We start from the raw sequence: 24910 nt of genomic DNA, 5'->3' as shown, positions 1-24910 counted from the left end.
CCTACCGGGGTGAGCACCAGTCATAAAGTGCCCCCCGAGAATAGCCGCGCGCCCATCCTCTGTTTCCTGCGGCGCAATGTCAATATTTAATTGTTAACAATTCTCGATAAGTGGTCGGTCTTGCTGATGCGCACCTCTTCTCCTGCAGCTCCCGATAGTCTGTCGGGTAGCGCTTTGGTATCCTTGCCGGCTTGCTTCTTCCGCCCCACCCCGGGGGGGAACCGAATCCAACCTCCACAGCCAAACCTGACATAACCCACTGATTTAAAAAGAATTTTCTCAATATGCCCGCAACAGCCGCCAAAACCGCCAAGCCCGAACATACGCCGATGATGGCCCAGTACCTGAAGATCAAGGCTGAGCACCCCCAGGAGCTGGTGTTTTACCGCATGGGCGACTTCTACGAGCTGTTTTACGACGATGCCAAGCGCGCGTCGGAGCTGCTGGATGTGACCCTGACCGCCCGCGGCAAGTCTGGCGGTCAGCCGATTCCCATGGCGGGGATTCCCTATCACGCGGCCGAAGGCTACCTGGCGCGGCTGATTAAGGCCGGGGTCTCCGTGGCGATCGCAGAGCAGATTGGCGATCCGGCTACCTCAAAAGGGCCGGTGGAGCGCAAGGTGGTACGCATCGTCACCCCGGGTACGGTGACCGACGAGGCCCTGCTGAACGAGCGTCGGGACAACCTGCTGGCAGCGACCGTGCTCGTAGGTGAGAAATTCGGCCTGGCGCTGCTGGATGTGGGCACCGGCCACTTCGCCGTGCAGGAAGTCGAAACCCTGGAAGCCCTGGCGGAACAGGTACAGCGCTACAGCCCAACTGAACTGCTGGTTTCCGAAGACCTCACCCTGCCCGCGGAAATCGAGCGCCGCCCGGGTATGCGCCGCCGTGCGCCCTGGGAATTCGACCTGGAAAGCGCCCTGCGCCTGCTGAACCGCCAGTTTGGCACCATGGATCTGGAAGCCTTTGGCTGCAGCCATATGCACGCCGCGCTGTGTGCCGCCGGTTGCCTGCTGCAATACGCCCGCGATACCCAGCGCACCGAGCTGCCCCATATCCGCACCCTGCGCACCGAGCGCAGCGAAGATACCGTGGCCCTGGATCCCGCCAGTCGCCGCAACCTGGAAATCGATACCAATCTGAACGGCGGTGACGACAACACTCTGCTGTCCGTATTCGACGCCTGTAAAACAGCAATGGGCAGCCGCCTGCTGCGACGCTGGCTGAACAATCCCCTGCGCAACCTGCATACCCTGCAGCAACGCCAGCAGGCAATCACCGCGCTGATCGAGGATTACCGCTTCGAGCCCCTGCGCGAAGCCCTGAAACCCATCGGCGATATGGAGCGCATTCTCGGCCGCCTGGCCCTGCGCTCCGCCCGTCCGCGGGATCTGTCGCGCCTGGGTATGTCCCTGTCCCAGTTCCCCGAGTTACAGCGTCAATTGTCTGAAACCGACGCCGGCCTGCTGAAACAACTCAGCCAGGAAATGGGTGAGTGGCCACAAACCGTAGAGTTACTGGAGCGCGCAGTGGTGGAGAATCCACCGGTAGTGCTGCGAGATGGTGGGGTGATCGCGGACGGCTTTGACGAGGAGCTGGACGAACTCCGCGGTATCAGTGAAAACGCCGGCGACTATTTGGTACAGCTGGAAGTGCGCGAGAAAGAACGCACCGGGATCCCAACGTTAAAGGTCGGTTACAACCGGGTGCACGGTTACTTTATCGAGATCAGCCGCGGCCAGAGTGACAAAGCACCGGCGGACTATATCCGCCGCCAGACCCTGAAAAACGCCGAGCGTTTTATCACTCCCGAGCTGAAAGAGTTCGAAGACAAGGCGCTCTCTGCCAAGAGTCGCGCTCTGGCCCGGGAGAAGTTCCTGTACGAGGAACTGCTCACCACCCTGAACGAATCGCTCGCAGCACTGCAGACCGCCGCCGCCGCGGTGTCCCAGCTGGACGTACTGGCAAATATGGCCGAACGCGCCGATCAACTGCGCCTGATCCAGCCGGAACTGAGCGAGGAACCCGGCATCCACGTGGAAGGCGGCCGCCACCCGGTGGTGGAACAGGTGCTGGACGACCCGTTTGTGGCCAACGATATCGAGCTGCACGAAAGCCGCCGCATGCTGGTGATCACCGGCCCGAATATGGGTGGTAAATCGACATACATGCGACAGACTGCGCTGATCGCCCTGCTCGCCCACTGCGGCAGCTTCGTACCCGCCGACAGCGCACGCATCGGTTTGCTGGACCGGATCTTTACCCGTATCGGCAGCGCCGACGACCTGGCCGGCGGCCGCTCCACCTTTATGGTGGAAATGACCGAGACTGCGAATATCCTGCGCAATGCCAGCGAGCACAGCCTGATCCTGATGGACGAGATCGGCCGCGGCACCAGTACCTACGACGGCCTCTCCCTGGCCTGGGCCTGTGCCCATTTCCTCGCCGACAAGGTACGCGCCTTTACCCTGTTCGCCACCCACTATTTCGAACTGACCGAACTGCCGGAACAGTGCCCGGATGCGGCCAATATCCACCTGAATGCCACCGAACACGGGGACTCCATCGTGTTCCTGCACCGTATTCAGGAGGGCCCCGCATCCAAGAGCTACGGTCTGCAGGTGGCCAAGCTTGCGGGAATTCCGCAGGAAGTTCTGGAGGAAGCCAAGGCACGGCTGGCCGCGCTGGAAGCGGGGCATACCACTCGCGACTCAGGTCCGGGCGCCCCCCGGCAGCAGGCTGTTACCGACCCGGCCCCGGAGCCCACTCCCGTACCGGCTCCTGCTCCGGAGACAAAAGCCCCGGCACCCCAACCAAGGCCCGCCGCGCCCGCACAGGTCGACCTGTTCGGCAGCGCCCCGCACCCAGCGGTAGAGGCCCTGGAAGGACTGGACCCGGATGACCTGACCCCGCGCCAGGCGCTGGAGCAGCTCTACACCCTGCGCAAACTGTTATAAGCACCCAACCAATTCGACTCAAAAGCCACTACAATTCGCGCCAGTTATTGCTAAAATCCGCAGCTTTCAAGAATAAGGTCCGGTTCCGGCACGCGGAGCCGACCGGGCAGCGGCGACGCATCAGCATTATCGAGGGACAAGCATGACATTCGTAATTGGGGAAAACTGCATCAAGTGCAAATACACCGACTGTGTGGAAGTTTGCCCGGTAGACTGCTTCTACGAAGGCCCCAACTTTCTGGTGATCCACCCGGACGAGTGCATCGACTGCGCCCTGTGTGAGCCGGAATGCCCGGCCAACGCCATCTTCTCCGAGGACGAAGTGCCGGACGATCAGCAGGAATATATCGAGCTCAATGCCGAGCTTTCTGAGGTGTGGCCAAACATCACTGAAAAGAAAGATCCCCTGCCGGATGCGGAAGAGTGGGATGGGAAGACAGGGAAATTACAGTACCTGGAGCGATAGGCCCCGCGTTAACTTCAATAAAAAAGCCGTCTTCCGAGACGGCTTTTTTGTTCGTGAAAAATATCCGCGCACTCATACGCAATTGGCCCGACATCAGTCCGGCGTTATCCCCAACAAGGCAGCGGCATGACTCAATTCCGCAGACAGCCCGCCAACCGCCAGCGCCTCTAGAATTTCCGCATCACTGGCACCCGCCTCCCGGGCGGTATTAACCACCTTATCGCCGTGATCATGGGGTCTGCTATTTCCGTGGCGGGCGACCTCCAGTAAAGCGTGTTCTTTCTCGTTGTAATGGGCGTGATCCGGATCTGTGCGGATGCGAAGCACCTCATGGGGGTCAACGCCCAGCTTCTGTAACAGGGTGCTGTGCTGAGAAATACCGTAATCACTGTGCTCGTCTGATGCGATCATCAGAGCGATCCCCTCCTTGAGCCTTGGCGAAAGGTGCCCGGTCAGCATCACATGTTGGTACCTGTCCCAGAGCTGGGTCAAGATGGTCGGATTATTGGCATAAGCGCGGAACAGGTTGGGCACAGAACCCAATTGAGTGCGAACATCGTCGAATACCGCCGTCACCTGCGCTTCATTTGGTATTCCTGTCGTGTTGCTGACCAAAGGCATATTACTCATATCCACCTCCCTCCTGGGCTGCGAGCAGCAAAGAATCTGGTTGGCTGCGCCAAAATACTGGATATAATTCCAGCATGCGTAAAATCATCCACTGTGACTGCGATTGCTTCTACGCCTCCGTAGAGATGCGGGACGACCCCAATTTACGAGGGCGCCCGATCGCCGTGGGCGGAGCCAGTGATCGCAGGGGCGTCATCTCCACCTGCAACTACGAGGCACGCAGTTTCGGTGTGCGCTCGGCAATGCCGACGGCACACGCCAAAAAGCTGTGCCCTGATCTGATTGTAGTGCCGGGCAACATGAAAAAATATCGGGAAGTGAGCGCTCAGATAAGGGACATATTCCTACTTTATACCGACGCGATAGAACCACTATCCCTTGATGAGGCCTATCTTGACGTAACCGGTAGCTCCCACTGCAATGGCAGTGCAACTTTGATCGCCAGAGAGATTCGCGCACGGGTTCGCAAAGAGTTGGGAATCACTATCTCTGCGGGGGTGGCCCCCAATAAATTTCTCGCCAAGATCGCCAGCGACTGGCAAAAACCCGATGGACTAACCGTCATTCACCCCGATGCGGTGGAAGACTTTGTTCTACGACTCCCCATAAAAAAAATACACGGCGTCGGGCGCGTAACGGCAGAAAGAATGCAACGCGAGGGAATTCGTACCTGCAGCGATTTACGGCGATTTACTCTGGTGGAAATGGTGCAGAAATACGGCAAGTTCGGTAATCGCCTGTTTCACTTGTGCCGGGGTATCGATGAGAGGCCGGTGTCTAGTGATAGCTCCCGCAAAAGTGTCAGTGTGGAGTGCACGTTTAGCGAAGACCTTGGGCAGTTTGAAGCCTGGCAGGAAGAGATGGTAAACCTGTTCGGGCGCTTGCAGGAACGGCTGGAAAAACTCGGAGACCGCTATGAGATAGCCGGCGCAATCGTCAAGGTAAAGTATGCCGACTTCAGTCAATCCACACACGAACGATCGAGCAAAGCAGGCCGCATCAGCGAGTTCAACCAACTGCTCCAGCAGTGTTGGGAAAAGCGCAGCGACCCGATTCGGCTACTTGGGGTGGGAATCAAACTCAAAGATTTGCGCGCCGAATTAGGCCCAGAGCAATTGCCGCTTCCCTTGCGATACCGGTCATCCCTCAGCACCTGAAACTGCTCACTTTTCAGTCTACTGCCGCGCCTCTACTATCACCTTAAAGGGGCCAGCAGTGAGGTTTTGACGCCAATCCTTGCGTCTTTTCAAACACGGAACCTTTCCGCAAGATACCGGTCCAGCCACCCCGAGCTATACTCCCAACACGGTCCTCAAAGCAGTTTCACACAGTTTATGAAGCGTGTTCTCCCCAGCGCCTTTGTCGGTTGGTTTCTCAATTACGCGCGTAAACTAAAGCACCCACAGTTATTCAAGTGGATTTGCGCTCTGTTTCTGATCGACCTGATCATTCCAGATTTTGTGCCATTTGTGGATGAGATTCTACTGGGGCTTGGAACGATATTTTTGGCCTCGTGGCGCAAAAGTCGTGAGGAACTCCGAGACCCACCAGAACGCGATGAAAAAATTGTAAAAGGGAGCACAGAAAAGGCCACAAGCCAAAAAAGCAGCGCATATACGACGTCTGCAGAAAATACAAAGTACGGAAAACACTGAGTCAGAGAGTGGTATTCGCCGAATAAACACCGCGGCGAAATAACGTTAACAGAAGATTTACTGGTTCATCGATGTACTCCCGAACAGGAACTTTCGGGGGGTGTGCGACCGAGTAAGTGACAATGGGAATTGGAGCCAAGGAGGCAGATCCCATGTTTGCGGAGAAGTTGTACAGTCTCAGTGATGAAGACTTACTGCAACAGTATTGCAGTACGCGTAATCCAAAAGCTTTTCGTGAAATCTACCAGCGCTACAAAGACCCTCTGTTTCGCTACTGCGCCCAGATGAATCTAGAGCGGTGCGTGTCCTTAATGGAAGAGTTCTGGCTCAACCTGTTGCAGGAGCCACCGACATTGCACGGACAACGCCTGAAAAACTGGCTCTACACCCGCCTGAACAAAGCGCTCAACTCCACGCGCTCCGGCCAAACAGAGCAGCAGTCCACAGCAGGCTCAACATTGCAGTCCACCTTCGAAGCCTCCGATGTGCTCAGTGCGGTACAGCAACTGCCTCACCGGCAACGCAATATTTTCCTGTTGTTTAATGAGTGCAACCTATCACTTGCCACCATTGCGGACATAGAGCGGATATCTCTTGCTACCTGCCGACAGGAACTGGCGGACGGCCGACAATCGGTTACTTTCAATCTTCACGGCAGTAGCCGGAAGCCCTGGAAATCCAGTGTAACGCGCGCCCGAGAGGCTGCGGAAATGGAGCCAACCCCACAGGTTTCAGAAAAGCCGCGCCAGCCCAGAGCGCGCTTCCCATGGGGTACTCGAAAAGGTACCACGAACACAGCCACCGGCACTCCGTCCACAGTGAATTCACCTGTTGAGGCAGCGCGAGCATGAGTAAACACTGGGAAGTATCGTATAAACGCGCCATAGCGGAGGTGCGGACACCCACCGCACTGGACGAGAAAGTGCTTGAGCGCATTCGCGGGGTTAAGGCCCTTCGCCCGATTCGTCCACCGCAGAAGCACAGTGGCCTGCTCTCCAAGGCAGCATCCAGTTTTAGCGCGCTGGCAATCGTAGTGGTTTTACTGCATCCAGCCCAGTACATAGGTGCCGCCCCCGGCCAGATCGTACCGGAAAGCGCTCAGACGGGGAGCCGGGGACTGGAACGCTACCGGGCAAAACCCGGCACGATAGTGGATACCAAATCTGATCGCTGGCACGCACTGCGGACTGAGGTAGACGCCGGAAGTTATACGCAACTATGCGCTCAGTGGCGCCGTGAACAGCGCTCCAATACCAGCGACTCCCTACCCGCGGATTTAGCCAGCAAGGCCCGACAGCATTGTCGAATCCTGCCTTGATTCAGTGATCCGCTGGAACACCGGGTCAATAGGCAGATACGCCCCCATCCACGGCAAGGGCTTGCCCGGTGACATAGGTCATCGCCGGCGAGCACATCATCAGCATCGCGCTGACGACTTCTTCCGGTCTGCCCAATCGTTTCATCGGACATCCAGATGCGAAGGCAGCGTGTACCTGTTCCAGAGTCGCCCCCTCGGGGGTGTGCATTTCAGCAATCATCGGAGTCAAGGTGAAAAACGGGCAGATGGCATTGACTCGTACATTGTACCGCGCATATTCCACCGCGGCGGTGCGGGTCAGCCCCACCACGGAGTGCTTGGCCGCCGAATAAGGCGACGCTTTGGGAGCGCCGCCGATACCGGCCATTGAGCTTACATTCAAAATCACACCGCCGCCCTGAAGACGCATCCGTTTCAGTTGATGCTTCATCCCAAAGAACACCCCTTTCACATTGACCCGGTGTTGAAGGTCAAAGGTTTCTTCATCGACCTCTTCGAGGTACTGCAACGGTGGCGCGATGCCCGCATTGTTGATGGCAATATCCAGATAGCCAAAATTTTTCTGAGACAGTGCCACCAACGCAGCACAATCCGTTTCCGAAGAGACGTCACAAGCCATCGCCTGCACTTCGGCACCCATTGCTTTCAGTTTTTCCACCACGAGCATCAGGCCAGCGTTATTGATATCCCCCAGAACCAGCCTCGCTCCACGGCGCCCGAATTCTTCGGCAAGCAACGCGCCAAAACCGCTGGCAGCCCCGGTAATCAGCACTGTTTTTCCACTGAAATCCAGGAGCGGATCTCTGTAAGCGTTCACCATGATTACAGCCCTCCACAGGAAGTGAGGCCGCCATCCACCACTACGCATTCACCATTGGTATAACTGCCTGCATCGGAAACCAGATACAGAACGGTACCCGCCATTTCTTCCGGTTCCGCGTGGCGGTGCATGGGGATATGACTGATGGCGGTCTTGTATATTTCCTCATGGGAGAACAAAGCACCGGCGAATTTCGTTTTGGTCAGGCCCGGTAGCAGTGCATTAACTCGGATGTTGAACTGGGCGCATTCTTTGGCAAAGGCTTTGGTCATGTTGACCACCGCAGCCTTGGTAATGGAATAAATGCCCTGCCCGGCCCCCGGTTGTAATGCATTTATAGACGCCGTGTTCACGATGCAGCCACCACCGTGTTCCCGCATCAGTTTTCCGGCTTCTAAAGACATAAAGAAGTAACCGCGAATATTGACCGCGACAGTCTTCTCGAAGGCGCCAAGATCCGTATCCAGAATATGCCCGAAGTAAGGGTTGGTGGCAGCGTTGTTAACCAGAATATCCAATTTTCCGTAGTACTTTCGAATATGCGTGAATAACTGGTGAATATCTTCCATATTGCCGATATGGCAAGGGAGCGCTTCGGCCTTGCCACCCGCTTCGTTAATTGTGTTTGCTACCGCCTCACAGCCTTCAATTTTGCGGCTGGATACCAGCACATGAGCACCCTGCTCTGCCAGCAGCCTGGCAATGGCCTCACCAATGCCACGGCTGGCACCGGTGACCAGGGCAACTTTCCCACTCAGATCAAAAAGATTTGTCGCCATTCAATTCTCCTAACGCATGATGCTGTTAATTAAGATACTTGCTTTTGTTCAAGACTCTTTTTCGATTACATCCAAAGCCAGTGCAGCCAGAGGCGTAACAAACGCACCAAGCGTCGCTGCATTACTGCCGGACGCATTACCCTCCTGAGCACGTTTAGCGACGCCCTGAATGATTGCCGCCAGTCGAAAGAAGCTGAATGCGAGATAGAACGCCCAGTTGTCGATACCTGTGATTCCCATACGCTCACAGTACTGCGCTACATATTCCCGCTCACTCGGTATGCCAAGTCGTGTTCTGTTCACACCCATCAACCCGGAAATATTGCCACTGTCGACAGGCATACGCAGTTGCATGCACTGATAGGCAAGATCAGCAAACGGGTGCCCCAGAGTAGAGAGCTCCCAGTCCAGCACCGCAATAGCCCGGGGTTCAACAGGGTGGAACACCATGTTGTCGAGACGGTAATCCCCGTGCACCAGTGCTACCCGGCCATCGTCTTCGGGCAGGTTGTCACCCAGCCACCGAATCAGCTGATCCATCGCATCGATGGTTTGCAGTTCTGATGCGCTATATTGTCTATGCCAACGGTCGAACTGTCGCTCAAAGTAGTTACCCGGCCGGCCGTAATCCGATAGCCCGACGGCTTCAACATCGACGCTATGGAGCCTTGCCAGTACTCGGTTCATTTCGTCATAGAACCCGGTGCGCTCTTTGCAATTGAGCTCCGGTAGTGCGGCATCCCAGAATATTCGGCCGCCACAGTACTCCATGACATAGAACATCGACCCGATCACATTGCGATCTTCACACAGGTGAAAAACGTTTGGCACAGGTACATCACTATCTGCCAGTGCGCGCATCACACGAAACTCACGATCTACCGCATGAGCAGATTTCAGCAGCTTCCCCGGCGGTTGCCGCCGCAGTACATAGAGGCCCGCGTCAGTCTCCACCTTGAAGGTGGGATTGGATTGCCCCCCGGAGAATTTCGTCGCCCGTACCACACCATCAAACCCGGGGAGAATTTCTCTCAGGTAGCCGCGCAAGCTTTCTATATCCAATTGATCAACGAGGCCCGCGTGGTTTACTTCAGACATTCACTCCTCCTGTTGCGCGGTAGCAGCGTAAGCGGCGGCAAGATTGCGGCCGAGCTGCATCATGTGTACCTGATCAGGTCCATCGGCAATACGAATGGTGCGTGCATAACTGTAGGCTCGCGCAAGGTGCAGGTCCTGCCCCAACCCCGCGGCACCATGGATCTGGATTGCGCGATCGATCACTCTGCATGCCATATTAGGCGCAACGATTTTGATCATAGCGATCAGGTCACGAGCCGCCTTATTGCCATTCCGGTCCATCTCATCTGCGGCTTTCAGGGTCAGTAATCGCGCCTGCTCTATTTCGCATGCAGAGGTTGCAATATCCTCACGCACCGAACCTTGCTTAATCATCGGTCGGCCGAAAACCACACGACGTTCAGCCCGTATTGACATCATTTCCAGTGCACGCTGCGCTTGTCCTATCAGGCGCATACAATGATGGATGCGGCCCGGGCCGAGGCGGCCCTGGGCGATCTCGAACCCACGCCCTTCCCCGAGAATCAGGTTTTCTTTTGGTACCCGAACATTGTCAAACTGAATTTCCGCATGCCCTTCAGGTGCATCCTCGTAACCGAACACGCTCATCGGGCGGATAACTTTGACTCCCGGTGTATTCATAGGGACAAGAATCTGGGATTGCTGTCGATAGCGGTCTTCGCTGTCCGGTGCAGTCTTGCCCATCACGATCATGATTTGGCAGCGCTTGTTCATTGCACCACTAATGTAGAACTTGTGCCCGTTGATTACATACTCATCGCCATCACGCACAATACTCGTTGCAATATTCGTCGCATCGCTCGAGGCCACTTTTGGCTCGGTCATGGCGAAGGCGGAGCGAATTTCACCTTGGAGCAATGGCTTCAGCCAGCGTTCCTGCTGCTCTGGTGAACCGTACTGAGCAAGCACTTCCATATTGCCAGTATCGGGCGCGCTACAATTGAAGATTTCAGAAGAGAACCCGACCCGTCCCATTTCTTCCGCCAGCGGCGCGTACTCGAGATTCGTCAGTCCCGCCCCCCATTCACTGTCCGATAGGAACAGATTCCACAGCCCCGCCTCTTTAGCCTTGCGTTTGAGAGTTTTCATGATTGGCGGCTCGCCCCAACGGTCCAGTTCGAGCTGCTGATAATAAGCTTGCTCAACCGGAACTACTTCCACCGCCATGAACTGTTTCAGCTGCGTAAGCAGTGTCTGTACCTTCGGGGAATATTCAAAATGCATCGCGCAGTCCCTTATTCATTCTCATGTCAAACAGCCTAGCTGTACGTAATAAATTCTCGACGCTCGCGGTAATCAAGGTGTGGAACATGGTTGAAGGTGTGTAACGTAGTCCCACTGCGCCCGGCAAAAAAGTGACTGACGGCGGTATTTTTTATCTGCATATTCAACTGCGGCATGCAGAGGGAAGGAGCTCCCAGAGTCTGCCGCACCATCATCGCAATAGCACCACCAGAACTCACTACCAGGGTTCGCCCACCTTTACCCCCCAACGCCAACACCGCGAGTACTTCTTCAATACGCTGCTCAAACTGCTGCCAGCTTTCAGTGGCCTCGATTTCACCACTGGACCAGGCGTGCAGCGCCATTTTCAGGAACCGATAGTAATCCTCACGGACAGCTCTCGAGTGCGGCGCAGCCCGGGGATTTTTTTCGGCATAGGCGCTCATTACGCGCTTGAAATCGAATTCATTCAGTTGCGGTAGTTCTTGCGCCCCTTGGTAATCGAGCCCCAGGCCTTCACAGATACCTTGAACGGTTTGCCGGTGGCGCAGCAGGTTGCCACTTACGACGCGGTCAAACTGCAGCCCCTCTTTCGCCCAATGCTCCCCCAGCCAACGCGCCTGCTGCCAACCCAGCCCAGAGAGCTGGTCGTAGTTGTCACTGCCGAACGACGCCTGGCCGTGCCGCACCACGCATATTTCAGACATCGCCTGTCCTCCACTCCCGTTACACAACCGGTGGATACATATCTTCTTCTGACCAGGTCTCAAATGATATGTACCGCTCCGTCGTTGGCAGACAAACCTAACGACTTACCGTAGATCATTGAAATTTATTATGTAAATATCGAAACATTCACAGCAGTGATGAACTGCCCAAACGATGACGAGAGCCGTGACCATGCAGTTGCAGAAAATGGATATGAATCTGTTCCCGGTACTGGACGCGATATACACCACCCGAAATCTGACCCGTACAGCGGAGCAACTACATCTTACCCAGCCTGCAGTAAGCAACGCGCTCGCACGCTTGCGGCGCGCTCTCGGTGACCAGCTATTTACCCGTACGCCGAACGGCATGTGTCCGACACCGTTGACCGAGCAAATCATGCCCCAGGTGCAACAGGCGTTGTCGTTGCTTGCGAACAGCGTGGCAGAACACCACCGGTTTGAGCCGGCAGCGGCCACGAGGACTCTGCGGGTGTCTATGAACGATATGGCAGAAACTCTTGTGTTACCGCGATTGCTGGAGCACCTGCAGGCCCAAGCGCCGGGGATCAGCGTCGAATCTTACTACGTACCGAGAGACCAGCTGGTGAAGGAGCTGGGGGCGAACAGCCTGGATTTTGCCCTTGATGTGCCAATGATCTCCGCAACCCAGCTGAACCAGCACAGACTCTCTGCGGATCGCTACCAGTGTATGTTGCGCCCCGATCACCCCCTGGCAGAGGAGGCCAATCTGACGCTGGATCAATATCTGGATCTGGAACATATACACGTGTCCAGCCGTCGCAGTGGTCCAGGAGTCGCGGACATCGCCCTCAATAAGCTCGGGCGCCGGCGCAAGGTGAAGCTTCGGGTACAGCACTACCGGGTTGCCCCATTGGTAGTGCTAAAGACAGATCTGGCGTTGACCGTACCGCTCAGCCTGGCACAACAATACCCGGCCAAACGTTTCGAGCTACCCTTCCAGATCCCACAGATGGACTGGCATCTTCTGTGGCATCGCAGTCAGGACGAGGATGGCGCCCATCAATGGCTACGGGAGCAGATACTCGGCCTGTTTGGGTGAAACAGTGAGGTAGGAGTAGTGGAACCCGTCAAGGGATCAACACGCTATCCCCATCTCCGGCCTTACCTCCTTTCCTAGCGCTGAAAGCCAGAGGTTTCGATCGGATTGGTCACTGCGGGCTAGCCTGAACAATTGCTATCCTTGAGCCAGAATATGCAACTTTTTGCATATAAGCCTCTGAAACCAAAGCATTTGCAGCAGGCCCCATCGCCACACAAGAGTCGCATACAGAGAGAATGACCGCCATGACAAACGCCTATCCCCACCTCCTTGCGCCACTGGATCTGGGTTTTACCACTCTTAAAAACCGCGTCCTGATGGGCTCTATGCACACCAACCTGGAAGAACATCCCGGCGGGTTTGAGCGCCTGGCGGCGTTTTATGGTGAGCGTGCACGGGGCGGTGTCGGCCTGATCGTAACCGGTGGTATTGCGCCCAATGAGGAAGGTGGTGTATTTCAGGGGTCATCAAAAATGACAACCGCCGATGAGGCAGAGCACCACAAAGCAATCACTACAGCGGTGCACAACGAAGGTGGCAAAATCTGCATGCAGATTCTGCACGCTGGCCGTTACGCCTATAACCCCAATCTGGTAGCACCCTCTGCCATCCAGGCGCCGATCAATCCGTTTACGCCAAAAGAACTGAGCGATACGGAGGTGGAACAGCAAATCGACGATTACGTACGCTGCGCGACCCTGGCAAAAGAAGCGGGATACGACGGTGTCGAAGTGATGGGTTCCGAGGGATATTTCATTAACCAGTTTATCGTTGCCCGCACCAATCACAGAGGTGACCGCTGGGGCGGCAGCTTTGAAAACCGCACTCGACTGCCAATCGAAATCGTACGCCGTATTCGCGACGCGGTGGGTGAAGACTTTATTATTATCTATCGCCTATCGATGCTGGACCTGGTAGAAGGCGGCAGTGATTTCGATGAGGTTGTTGCATTGGGGCAGGCGATTGAGACCGCCGGAGCATCCATCATCAATACCGGTATCGGTTGGCACGAGGCTCGGGTACCGACTATCGCCACCAGCGTACCCCGTGCGGCATTTGCAGATATTACTGCCAAAGTGAAACAACACCTGAAGGTACCGGTTATCACCAGCAACCGTATCAATATGCCTCAAGTGGGGGAAGATGTCCTGGCCTCAGGTAAGGCAGATATGGTGTCAATGGCACGCCCATTCCTTGCAGATGCTGAATTTGTAAACAAAGCCGCACAGAACCGCGCCGATGAAATCAATACCTGCATCGGCTGTAACCAAGCCTGCCTCGATCACACTTTCGAACTCAAGCTCACATCCTGCCTGGTCAACCCACGTGCCTGCCATGAAACGGAGTTGAACTATGAGCCGGCAAAAGCAGTAAAGAAAATTGCTGTTGTCGGTGCCGGCCCCGCCGGTTTGGCAGCCTCTACCGTAGCCGCGGAGCGCGGTCACCGGGTCACCCTATTTGAGGCAAGCGATAAGGTCGGTGGGCAGTTCAATATCGCTAAACAGATTCCGGGAAAGGCGGAATTTGAGGAGACTCTGCGCTACTTCAAGCGCAAACTGGAGCTGACCGGCGTTGACGTAAAATTGAACACCGTGGCAAGCGAGGAAACTCTGGCGGAATTTGATGAGGTCATCATCGCTACCGGAATCTCACCGCGGAAACCGCCAATCGCGGGTATCGATCACGCCAAAGTGTTGACCTATCTGGACGTGCTGAAAGAAAAGAAACCCGTGGGCAAATCGGTGGCAATAATCGGCGCAGGTGGCATCGGCTTTGACGTTGCGGAATATCTCACCCACAGCGAAGATCACGCCGACGAGCTGATCGCGAGCAACAAAGAAGAGTTTTTCGATGAGTGGGGAGTGGATATCGAACTGGAACACCGCGCTGGTCTGAAACCGCAGCAACCAGTAACCAGCCCACGTCAGATCTTTCTGTTACAACGAAAGACCTCGAAAGTAGGTGCGGGACTGGGAAAAACCACTGGCTGGATCCACCGTACCAGTCTCAAGCATCGAAATGTCCAGAGTCTCGCTGGGGTAACCTACGAAAAGATTGATGACCAGGGACTGCATATTCGGCTGGGGGATGAACAGAAAGTACTGGATGTGGACAACGTGGTTGTTTGCGCCGGCCAGGAATCCCTACGCACCCTGCATGACCAATTGCAGGCCCGCGGCCAAGTCAGCCACTTGATTGGCGGCGCCTTTGAGGCCGCAGAGCTCGACGCAAAGCGGGCAATCGACCAGGGCTCCCGGCTCGCCGCAGCCCTTTAAACCCGCCGATCTCCACTTCTGCTGGGTGCCTGAGCGGCCACCCAGCAGACGCATTCGCACTCAATCTTCTCCCCACTCCTTTTCCCAATCTCTCGCCAGCATTCAGACAATCACAGCAGAATTCCACAGGCTGACTATACTCTATCGTACGGAACAGTCCGCCAGGAAAGCGGATATAGCGCCTGGATGCCGATAGCGAAAACCCAGGTCCGCACCTCCTTACCCCGAAAATAACGATCAACAGGGATAGTTTCCAAAATGGCCACCAGTGCGACCGCCGTTTCCTTTTCCGAACTGCTTATGCAGGCCAAACCTCGGGTACTGCAACATATCGCCCGACTCCCGCCGCCCTACACCGTCTTCTTTTCCCTATCTGACGGAGCGCAACGAGCCAAGGTCTGCCACGAAACTGCGCACGATATTGATGCCCTTTGGCTGAAACTCGCCAATCAGGCTCGTAAAATTATCAAAAGCGCCAAAATAACACCCTGCTGGTTCCGTATAGACTGGGTTACCCGCAGGGAAACGATGACCTGGGAGCGCCTCAATACACGATTTAAAAATACCAAGCGCGGCTACTTCCGCTACGGGCTAGCACTCGACGCTGAGTGTAAAATTGCATTTCTCGAACAGGAATTAAACGGCAACGCAATGCTCTACGGTGGAAACAAGATCCACCATGTAGTCATCAACCGACAGAAATTTCGTGCCTATACCGATACGAGGTTCGGCCCAAAGACGCCTCTCGAGTTCGACGACCAGGCGTCAGTGAGCGTATTGAGCACTGAAGGGATTTTTCTGGACTCCAAGGACATCAAAACACCTCCAAAGCCTTTATACGGGCCCGGGAGGAATGCGGGCCGCAGAATTATCGAAGAGCTCGACGAAGGATCCACCTACCAACTGATCGAATCTAGTGGTAAATACCTGGCTAGCCAGGTAAAACCCAATGGACGTTTCTACTACGGTTGGCACTGCTGCTTTGATCGCCCGATCAACACATACAACACGTTGCGTCACACCAGCTCCATCTACGCACTGACCGAAGCCTGGGAAGCCACTGGAGATGCCGAAATGAAAAAGGCTATCGACCGGGCGTTACACTATCTTACCGGGAAACTCATCCAGCACACCCAGCTGCCATCCGGTGACAAGGCAGCGTTCCTACTAGAAGCAAATGGCGAAATTAAACTGGGAGGCAATGCGGTCTGCCTACTGGCACTGACCAAATACAGTGAGGTTACCGGAACAAAAAAATATCTGAGTCTTCTTGAAGAGCTTGCGCTGGGCATCCAGTACATGCAGGACAAAAATTCAGGAAAATTCGTCCATGTCCTTCAGTATCCAGCTCTTACAGTAAAAGAAGAATTTCGCATTATTTACTACGACGGCGAAGCGGCATTCGGATTGATGCGCCTCTTTGGATTAACCAAAGACGATCGCTGGCTTCAGACTGTAGAAAAGGCATTCGACTACTTTATCGATAACAAACACTGGCAAGCCCATGACCACTGGCTTAGCTACTGCGTGAACGAGCTCACACTCTACCGCCCCAAAGAAAAGTACTACCAGTTTGGCATACGGAATGTCGCTGGCTATCTCGATTTCGTGTTAGAGCGTATTACCACTTTTCCCACTCTACTCGAACTGATGATGGCCGCTGAAAAAATGGTATCTCGACTTCGAGATCAGGAAGAGTTCACGCATTTACTCGCGCAACTTGACCTGGAAAAATTCTACAAAGCACTGCATACGCGCGCAGAATACTTGCTGAATGGCTACTATTGGCCGGAATACGCCATGTATTTCGAAAACCCGAAACGCATCCTTGGCAGTTTTTTCATTCGCCACCACGCGTTTCGAGTCCGTATTGATGATGTGGAGCACTACCTTTCCGGATTTATCGCCTATCGAAACCATTTGATTCAAAAAACACCACAAAACACCAAAGCAATCCCCCCCCTAAGTGCACCGCCAAAATCTGCCGACATTAGCCATCAACAACCTGTAAAAATTACCACAGCAGATAATCGCCCTATTCCAGTAGCAGATAACTGGAATAGGCATAACCTGACCCAGGCCACCTCGGGAGACTGGCTCACTCCACCAAAAGATTCCTGGCGGGCCACGGGCCTATGTATATTTTCCCCCGGCATGCGCCCTGGCAATATGGTGGTACTCAGGCCTGAAAACGACAAACGGTTTATCCACCCCACTCAATTGCGAAATTTACGCTACACACCACAGGCGATTATCACTGACAATCCGGAGTTCCGACCTACTGACAGCACTCCGGTATTGAAAGTCAGCGAAGTACGGAAAGCGATACTGGATATTGGTCGATTCTCAAGAAAGCAGCTCCAGGGAAAGCTGATTGGCATCACAGGAAGTTCGGGCAAAACCACCAGTGTTGCAATGCTGCAACATGTTCTGAGCCCGTGGGGCACCATTGGCAGGACCGAACACAACGCTAATCTCCCACTGGGGATATCCTGGAACCTTGCGTCGATCCCTTGGGACGCAAAATTTACCGTTCTCGAAATGGCAATCGGCAACATGCAATTGAACTCTTCAATCGCACGGCCCGACGTTGCCATGATCACCAATATCCACCCTGCACACCTGGAGTATCACCACAACACAGAGGAAATTGCGAGGAAAAAAAGTCGAATTTTCTCCGGCATGGAACCCGGCTCTATCGCAGTCATCAATCGGGATATAGCAGAGTGGCCGATAATCGAGGCCGAAGCTAAAAAGTTCAGTCTCCGGATCATCTCATTTGGCCAACACTCAGAGAGTGATTTCCACCTGAACCAATACGACTCGGCCACGGGTGCGGCGATTGCCACTGCACGCGGTGAAACACTGCCTTTCACTACCGGCGCTCCGGGTTTACACATGGCCATGAATAGCCTGGCTTGTCTGGCGTGCGTTGATGCTTTGGGCCTGGAACCTCGTATCGCGCTTCCCCTGCTCCCTTTATTTACCCCACTTCCAGGGCGTGGTAGCTTATCCAAAGTGAACATCCGGGGTAAACAAATCAATCTTATCGACGAAGCCTATAATGCTAATCCCGCGTCGATGCAGGCCGCTTTACAATTAATCAAACATACACCTCTTGCACGTGATTCCGCCAAGAAAATTCTTGTTCTTGGCGATATGTTGGAACTTGGCGATAACTCCCGCCACTACCACGAATCACTTGCCCCCCACATTAGCGAAACGGGTGCACAAAAGGTATTCCTTCTCGGTGAGCAGATGAGGAACCTAAACCCAAAGTTGGCTGAACAAGGTATAGACAGTAGCGTCTACGCCGACTCCAAGGCTCTGAAAAAAGCGCTGACCCGCTCTCTGAGTGAGGAGGATCTTCTATTATTCAAGGGTTCACACGGAAGTGGGTTACACCTTCTGGTCAAGGAACTATTGGAGCTGGATACCGCTTAGTACTGTTGAATATGGCGTGATGTAACAATCAGGATAGGTCTGGATAAACAAGTGGAAGACACTCCCCCCTCAAACCACGACTCTCTTACTGCGAAAAGCGCAATTGGGGTTATAACATCGGAAAACAATACCGGAACAACGCTGTGTTTCTACGAAAAAGAAGCAGATAGGCCCATCTCACCGGCATCGATAACAAAGCTTCTAACGGCCCTAACCGCAGTAAAGACCATAATAAATAGTAACATTCCCATAGACAGTCACCTGAAAGTTCTAGAGTCTGACGACGCAGAAGGCTCTGGAAGAAATTTAAAGGCTGGGGATCAAATTACCTTCTTGGATTGTATTGCCAATCTACTGATCTCATCATCGAATATCAGTGCGAATGTAATAGCAAGAGAACTAGGAGATGTTCTCCTGGCCACGGACCCACGTTCGGCCAGAAATCCCACTGATCGTTTCATTCTGGAAATGAATCGGATTGCGCGCCAGCTAAAAATGGAAAATTCGAGATTTTCCAACTCTCATGGATTAGCTCACAAAGCGCAGTACAGTACTGCGCGAGATCTTTCACGACTGGTATCCCAATGCTCAGAAATCCTGATAATTCGCGGACTTTGGAACAAGTTGCGCTATAAAATAACGGTTCACGGAAAAAATGAGCGACAGATCGACATACAGTCCAGCTTTATTTTTTCTACACTTGGAGAAGTTCCCACATTAGATATTCCCCTATTTCGCGGCGGTAAGTCAGGTGCGCTCTGGCCTTCGCATTTCAACCTTGCAGCGACTTCCTCACTGGGTTCCAATCTTGCGCTCATATCCGTCACATTAGGTTCCGCCTCCCCGCGGGACCGCTACAACGATTACCTGTCGATGGTCCGTTTGGCGAAACGCTTCACCGCAAAAACCGGTCAATAACCGCACATCAAATCTTCCACGAAAAATTAAGCCCAAAATGTGAAACTAACCATTATCAGACGGTAATTTCGCTGTCTTCCATATTTTTCAATTGATATCACAATCGACCGGCTTTCAGAGCGCATACAAAAACCGGGCCCTGAAGGCCCGGTTTTCGATCGGTACATAGGTTACCGTTTTATACCACCGTGATACCTGTCTCTACCCACAACTCCTGGTCCGGATCGTCGGTAGCCACATAAATGTGGTAATCGATTCCATGCGCCGTTCCTGTAGTGGATGCGGACCAATCACTGAGTATATCGACAGTGTCCTCAGTACCTCCATTAATAAAGAAGTTGTCATCGCCATTTGAGATCGATAACAAATCATCAAGACCAACGGAAAGTGTGACTGCATTCACCTGGTCCAGATCAATGGCCGCTATATCGCTAAACGAATCACTGTATTCACCTAGCGCGATAGTATCTGCACCGCCCTGCCACTGAAGCGATTCCAGCCCAGACTCGTTAGTCTGTACTACAAAATCATCATCGGAGGAAGCATCGCTGCCATCTTCCACATCCATCGCAAAGGAGCTCATTGCCATCTCACCAGACACAACCACTTCCTTGGTGACTTCAATACTCAGATCCGCCGACAGCGATTCGTTGGTATCAGTGTCAACCACTGCGACTGTGAAGATATCTGTCCCCTCATTACCTAAAACTTCGGTTGGGGTATAGACGTAGTTTCCATCACTCTGTATGACCAAAGTGCCGTGATCACCGGAAATCTCGATCTCTCCGCCAGTTGGTATCACCTCATTCCCGTTGAAAGTAACAGACTGGATCTCGAGATTACTCGTATCACCACTTGCGGATTCACTGATAAAGTTACCAGTCGCGGCCTGACTGCCGACTACCGTTTCCACTTCCAGTAGGTCCGTCGCCGTAACATCGATACTGCGGGTCAATGCCACACCAACACTGATCAGCCCCGGATCAGGCACCAGAGTTGCGCGATACTCACCAGCATCCAGGTTTTCCAGCGTTACCTGACCTGATGTACCACCAAGACCAAGCACACTGAGCGAAAGCAGGCCACCGTCGAGGTTATTTTCGGCATCGTCAACTCTTACCCAGCTGCCACCGTCGAACCGCTCAACGATCAGTACATACTGATTCAGGACACCGATTCCTACCGCGCCGCTGATTTCAAGGTCGAACACCGTTTCGTTAGTGTTCTCATCCAGACCGAACTCCACCAGTGGGTGACCAGAACCTATATCGAGACTGACAAGGTTTCCGATACTTACACCCAGCAGGTCGAACTGACTGTCGTCATCTACCTCTGGTACAGCTTCCGGCTCGTAGGTTATCTCACATTCAACGGCAGCGTTCCCAGCGATATCTGCTAGTTCGAAATCGGCGTCGGCGTCGGCGTCGGCATCAGCGTCCGCATCGGCATCAGCGTCCGCATCGGCATCTGCATCCGCATCGGCATCCGCATCGGCATCCGCATCCGCATCGGCATCCGCATCCGCATCCGCATCCGCATCCGCATCCGCATCAGCATCGGCGTCGGCATCCGCATCCGCATCTGCATCTGCATCGGCATCGGCGTCGGCATCAGCGTCGGCATCTGCGTCCGCATCGGCATCGGCATCAGCGTCGGCATCAGCGTCGGCATCTGCGTCGGCATCTGCGTCGGCATCTGCGTCCGCATCTGCGTCAGCATCGGCATCCGCATCGGCGTCAGCATCGGCATCGGCATCGGCGTCAGCATCGGCGTCAGCATCGGCGTCAGCATCAGCATCAGCATCAGCATCTGCATCTGCATCTGCATCGGCGTCGGCGTCGGCGTCGGCATCCGCATCGGCATCCGCATCTGCATCGGCATCGGCATCGGCATCGGCATCGGCATCGGCATCGGCATCAGCGTCGGCATCTGCGTCCGCATCGGCATCGGCATCGGCATCGGCATCGGCATCGGCATCGGCATCGGCATCGGCATCGGCGTCAGCATCGGCATCCGCATCGGCATCTGCGTCGGCATCTGCGTCGGCATCTGCGTCGGCATCTGCGTCCGCGTCGGCATCTGCATCGGCATCCGCATCGCCATCATCAGGAATAACTTCTTTCGTAACCTCGATGATCAAATTTGCTGACAGGGCTTCATTGGTTTCTGTATCAACAACAGTTACTGAGAAAGTATCTGTACCGGCACTGCCAGACTCTTCATCAGGCGTATAGACGTAACTGCCGTCCGTCTGTATGACCAACGTGCCGTAATCACCCTCTATTTCGATTTCGCCACCGGTAGGCGTTACCAAATTTCCATCAAAGGTTACCGATTGAATTTCCAGGTTGCTCGTATCGCCACTAGCCGACTGGGTTATGAAATTGTCCTCCGCATTCACGCTTCCGACGATACTTTCAATTTCCGTAAAGTCTGTAGCTGTCACGTCAATACTTCGCGTAATACCTACGCTGACGTCGATAAGGTCAGGATCTGGCACCAGAGTTGCGCGATATGAACCGGGCTCAAGGTTCTCCAGTGTTACCTGGCCAGACGTTCCCCCCAAGCCCAGCAAGCTGAGAGATAGCAGACCACCATCAAGATTGTTTTCAGCATCATCAACACGCTCCCATGAACCGCCTTCAAATCGCTCGACGATCAAGACGTAGTCATTAAGTACACCGATTCCCACCAACCCGGATATATCCAGGTCAAATACTGTTTCGTTTGTGTCTTCGTCCAGGCCGAACTCCACAAGAGGGTGACCTGTGCCGATATTCAGGCTAGCCAGATCCGCGATAGTGATGCCTGCGACATCAAACTGAGAGTCACTATCAGTATCCGGAGTAACCTCGGCCTCTAGCGTGATCTCACACTGCAGAACCGCTTCGTCGTTTACGTCTATTAGCTCGAAGTCAGCATCGGCATCCGCATCCGCATCGGCATCGGCATCCGCATCGGCATCGGCGTCGGCATCTGCATCAGCGTCGGCATCCGCGTCGGCATCCGCGTCTGCATCCGCGTCAGCATCGGCGTCTGCATCCGCGTCAGCATCGGCGTCGGCGTCGGCGTCGGCGTCGGCGTCGGCATCAGCGTCCGCATCGGCATCGGCATCCGCATCGGCATCTGCATCTGCATCTGCATCGGCATCGGCATCAGCGTCTGCATCCGCGTCTGCATCCGCGTCTGCATCCGCGTCAGCATCGGCGTCGGCGTCGGCGTCGGCGTCGGCGTCGGCGTCGGCGTCGGCGTCGGCGTCGGCATCAGCGTCCGCATCGGCATCCGCATCCGCATCGGCATCTGCGTCCGCATCGGCATCGGCATCGGCATCGGCATCGGCATCAGCGTCTGCATCCGCATCCGCATCGGCGTCGGCATCGGCATCTGCGTCCGCGTCGGCATCTGCGTCGGCATCTGCGTCCGCATCGGCATCTGCATCTGCGTCCGCGTCGGCATCTGCGTCGGCATCTGCGTCGGCATCTGCGTCAGCATCCGCGTCGGCATCGGAATCGGCGTCGGCATCTGCGTCGGCGTCGGCGTCCGCATCTGCATCCGCATCCGCATCCGCATCCGCATCCGCATCGGCATCGGCATCCGCATCGGCGTCCGCATCGGCATCGGCATCGGCATCGGCATCCGCATCGGCATCGGCATCGGCATCGGCATCCGCATCGGCATCGGCATCGGCATCGGCATCCGCATCGGCGTCTGCGTCTGCGTCGGCGTCCGCATCCGCATCCGCATCGGCATCGGCATCGGCATCAGCATCCGCATCCGCATCGGCATCGGCATCGGCATCGGCATCGGCATCAGCATCGGCATCGGCGTCCGCATCTGCATCCGCATCTGCATCCGCATCCGCATCGGCGTCCGCATCCGCGTCGGCATCGGCATCAGCATCGGCATCGGCATCAGCATCAGCATCCGCATCGGCGTCTGCGTCGGCGTCGGCGTCCGCATCCGCATCCGCATCCGCGTCGGCATCTGCATCAGCGTCGGCATCTGCATCAGCGTCCGCATCGGCATCCGCGTCTGCATCAGCGTCGGCATCGGCGTCTGCGTCTGCGTCTGTGTCTGCGTCTGCGTCTGCGTCAGCATCCGCGTCGGCATCCGCATCGGCATCCGCATCCGCATCCGCATCGGCATCGGCATCGGCATCGGCATCGGCATCGGCATCGGCATCGGCATCGGCATCGGCATCGGCATCAGCATCGGCGTCGGCATCGGCGTCGGCGTCCGCATCTGCGTCGGCATCGGCGTCCGCATCCGCATCCGCATCCGCATCCGCATCTGCATCTGCATCAGCGTCGGCATCGGCGTCCGCATCTGCATCCGCGTCGGCGTCGGCGTCGGCGTCGGCATCAGCGTCCGCATCGGCATCCGCATCGGCATCTGCGTCCGCATCGGCATCAGCATCCGCATCCGCATCGGCGTCGGCATCTGCGTCCGCATCGGCATCGGCATCTGCATCGGCATCTGCATCTGCATCTGCATCTGCATCTGCATCTGCGTCAGCATCGGAGTCGGCATCCGCGTCGGCATCTGCGTCCGCATCCGCATCGGCATCTGCATCTGCATCTGCATCTGCATCTGCGTCAGCATCGGCATCGGCATCGGCGTCCGCATCGGCATCCGCGTCGGCATCCGCATCCGCATCGGCATCCGCGTCTGCATCCGCGTCAGCATCGGCATCGGCATCGGCATCGGCATCTGCATCCGCATCCGCATCCGCATCGGCATCGGCATCCGCATCGGCATCCGCATCCGCATCCGCATCGGCGTCGGCGTCGGCGTCGGCGTCGGCATCCGCGTCCGCGTCGGCATCTGCGTCGGCATCGGCATCCGCGTCGGCATCCGCGTCGGCGTCGGCATCCGCGTCGGCGTCGGCATCCGCATCGGCATCCGCATCAGCGTCGGCATCCGCATCAGCGTCGGCATCTGCATCAGAATCTGCGTCTGCATCGCCATCGGGGGGTGGCGGGGCTGGTGGGTCTATGATCCGTGGGCTCGGCGTAAAGGGCTCAAAAGTATCTCTTTGCTCTCTTCCATCCGTATTGCTTCTGTCGCCATCGTCATCATCATCATCATCATCATCGTCAACTGCTTCTGCGATAGCCGCGATACCTATTGCAGACAGAGCAGCCCAAACCCAGGGGCATACTTGCTGACTCGCAGGAACGACTCCCACCAAGTCAGTGCTGCTACTTACTAAGGAGGTTGAAAAGAAGCTTCCATCGTCACCAAAGTGAGCGAGTAGTACCTCGTCAGTGTCTGGATTTTTAAGAAAAAGGTCGCTCTTTTCTTCGTCACTATGTGGAGAAAAGAACCCTTGAATTGTAATAACTTCTCCCGAGACCAATTGCACGATCAGGTTATTTCCTGATCGAGCATAAGAATCTATTTCATCCTCGGCCAAGGATAACTTGACCATCCCCGGTTCATTCAACGCCAGGGTTACGCCATCAAATTCTGCTATCTCGCCACTGGATTTCGCGACTACCTGAACCTTCATATTCATCACCTAGCTTAGGAAC

General features: G+C 55.2%; 17 protein-coding genes. 10 read left to right on the top strand and 7 right to left on the bottom strand.

What is annotated here, in order from left to right:
- The first annotated feature begins 284 nt into the window (after nucleotides 1–284).
- Together mutS and fdxA are read left to right on the top strand one after the other, a co-directional pair.
- On the top strand, nucleotides 285–2957 hold the full coding sequence (gene mutS, locus AAFH99_RS08520) for a DNA mismatch repair protein MutS (protein ID WP_406827494.1): 2673 nt from the start codon (nucleotides 285–287) through the stop codon (nucleotides 2955–2957).
- Nucleotides 2958–3099: 142 nt separating this feature from the next.
- Nucleotides 3100–3423 (top strand): ferredoxin FdxA, encoded by a 324-nt coding sequence (gene fdxA / locus AAFH99_RS08515; RefSeq protein WP_043317038.1) that lies wholly within the window; start codon nucleotides 3100–3102, stop codon nucleotides 3421–3423.
- A 93-nt stretch (nucleotides 3424–3516) separates the two neighbouring features.
- On the opposite strand, the gene AAFH99_RS08510 is transcribed toward fdxA, so the two are convergent.
- Complete coding sequence (locus AAFH99_RS08510; protein WP_043317040.1) at nucleotides 3517–4053, bottom strand: carboxymuconolactone decarboxylase family protein; 537 nt, start codon at nucleotides 4051–4053, stop codon at nucleotides 3517–3519.
- A 74-nt stretch (nucleotides 4054–4127) separates the two neighbouring features.
- On the opposite strand from AAFH99_RS08510, the gene dinB reads away from it, so the two are divergent.
- The 4 genes from dinB (at nucleotide 4128) to AAFH99_RS08490 (ending at nucleotide 7026) form a co-directional block, all read left to right on the top strand.
- Nucleotides 4128–5210 carry a DNA polymerase IV gene (gene dinB, locus AAFH99_RS08505; protein ID WP_043317042.1) on the top strand — a complete coding sequence of 361 codons (1083 nt, stop codon included), beginning with the start codon at nucleotides 4128–4130 and terminating at the stop codon, nucleotides 5208–5210.
- Nucleotides 5211–5387: 177 nt separating this feature from the next.
- Complete coding sequence (locus AAFH99_RS08500; protein WP_197023769.1) at nucleotides 5388–5708, top strand: DUF6116 family protein; 321 nt, start codon at nucleotides 5388–5390, stop codon at nucleotides 5706–5708.
- 152 nt (nucleotides 5709–5860) lie between these two features.
- Entirely contained in the window at nucleotides 5861–6559 is a 699-nt protein-coding gene (locus tag AAFH99_RS08495) for an RNA polymerase sigma factor (protein ID WP_406827493.1), read from the top strand.
- Complete coding sequence (locus tag AAFH99_RS08490) at nucleotides 6556–7026, top strand: hypothetical protein (RefSeq protein WP_043317046.1); 471 nt, start codon at nucleotides 6556–6558, stop codon at nucleotides 7024–7026. The genes AAFH99_RS08495 and AAFH99_RS08490 overlap by 4 nt, the downstream gene beginning before the upstream one ends.
- Before the next feature lie 25 nt (nucleotides 7027–7051).
- Here AAFH99_RS08490 and AAFH99_RS08485 read toward each other — a convergent pair whose 3' ends face one another.
- From AAFH99_RS08485 to AAFH99_RS08465, 5 genes are read right to left on the bottom strand one after another with little or no spacing between them, the layout of a single operon-like run.
- A complete protein-coding gene (locus AAFH99_RS08485) occupies nucleotides 7052–7846 on the bottom strand; it encodes an SDR family NAD(P)-dependent oxidoreductase (RefSeq protein WP_043317048.1) in 795 nt (264 codons plus the stop codon).
- Between the two features lie 2 nt (nucleotides 7847–7848).
- A complete protein-coding gene (locus AAFH99_RS08480; protein ID WP_406827492.1) occupies nucleotides 7849–8625 on the bottom strand; it encodes an SDR family oxidoreductase in 777 nt (258 codons plus the stop codon).
- Nucleotides 8626–8673: 48 nt separating this feature from the next.
- A complete protein-coding gene (locus AAFH99_RS08475; protein WP_406827491.1) occupies nucleotides 8674–9723 on the bottom strand; it encodes a phosphotransferase in 1050 nt (349 codons plus the stop codon).
- Nucleotides 9724–10947: an acyl-CoA dehydrogenase family protein gene (locus AAFH99_RS08470; RefSeq protein ID WP_406827490.1), complete on the bottom strand. Its 1224-nt coding sequence runs from the start codon at nucleotides 10945–10947 to the stop codon at nucleotides 9724–9726. It lies immediately after the preceding gene.
- Nucleotides 10948–10982: 35 nt separating this feature from the next.
- Nucleotides 10983–11654, bottom strand: a complete 672-nt coding sequence (locus tag AAFH99_RS08465; protein WP_406827489.1) for a histidine phosphatase family protein — start codon at nucleotides 11652–11654, stop codon at nucleotides 10983–10985.
- Between the two features lie 193 nt (nucleotides 11655–11847).
- On the opposite strand from AAFH99_RS08465, the gene AAFH99_RS08460 reads away from it, so the two are divergent.
- The 4 genes from AAFH99_RS08460 to AAFH99_RS08445 all read left to right on the top strand — a co-directional run bounded on the left by AAFH99_RS08460 (nucleotide 11848) and on the right by AAFH99_RS08445 (nucleotide 19376).
- Nucleotides 11848–12738, top strand: a complete 891-nt coding sequence (locus tag AAFH99_RS08460; protein ID WP_406827488.1) for a LysR family transcriptional regulator — start codon at nucleotides 11848–11850, stop codon at nucleotides 12736–12738.
- A 245-nt stretch (nucleotides 12739–12983) separates the two neighbouring features.
- Nucleotides 12984–15014, top strand: a complete 2031-nt coding sequence (locus tag AAFH99_RS08455) for an FAD-dependent oxidoreductase (protein ID WP_406827487.1) — start codon at nucleotides 12984–12986, stop codon at nucleotides 15012–15014.
- A 258-nt stretch (nucleotides 15015–15272) separates the two neighbouring features.
- Nucleotides 15273–18458, top strand: a complete 3186-nt coding sequence (locus AAFH99_RS08450) for a Mur ligase family protein (RefSeq protein ID WP_406827486.1) — start codon at nucleotides 15273–15275, stop codon at nucleotides 18456–18458.
- A 51-nt stretch (nucleotides 18459–18509) separates the two neighbouring features.
- Complete coding sequence (locus tag AAFH99_RS08445; protein ID WP_406827485.1) at nucleotides 18510–19376, top strand: D-alanyl-D-alanine carboxypeptidase family protein; 867 nt, start codon at nucleotides 18510–18512, stop codon at nucleotides 19374–19376.
- 178 nt (nucleotides 19377–19554) lie between these two features.
- Here AAFH99_RS08445 and AAFH99_RS08440 read toward each other — a convergent pair whose 3' ends face one another.
- A complete protein-coding gene (locus AAFH99_RS08440) occupies nucleotides 19555–24888 on the bottom strand; it encodes a BapA/Bap/LapF family prefix-like domain-containing protein (RefSeq protein ID WP_406827484.1) in 5334 nt (1777 codons plus the stop codon).
- Nucleotides 24889–24910 lie beyond the last annotated feature (22 nt).

Source organism: Microbulbifer sp. ARAS458-1, assembly GCF_045348205.1.
In the GTDB taxonomy this organism is placed as follows: domain Bacteria; phylum Pseudomonadota; class Gammaproteobacteria; order Pseudomonadales; family Cellvibrionaceae; genus Microbulbifer.
This window is presented reverse-complemented; position numbering and strand designations above follow the sequence as displayed.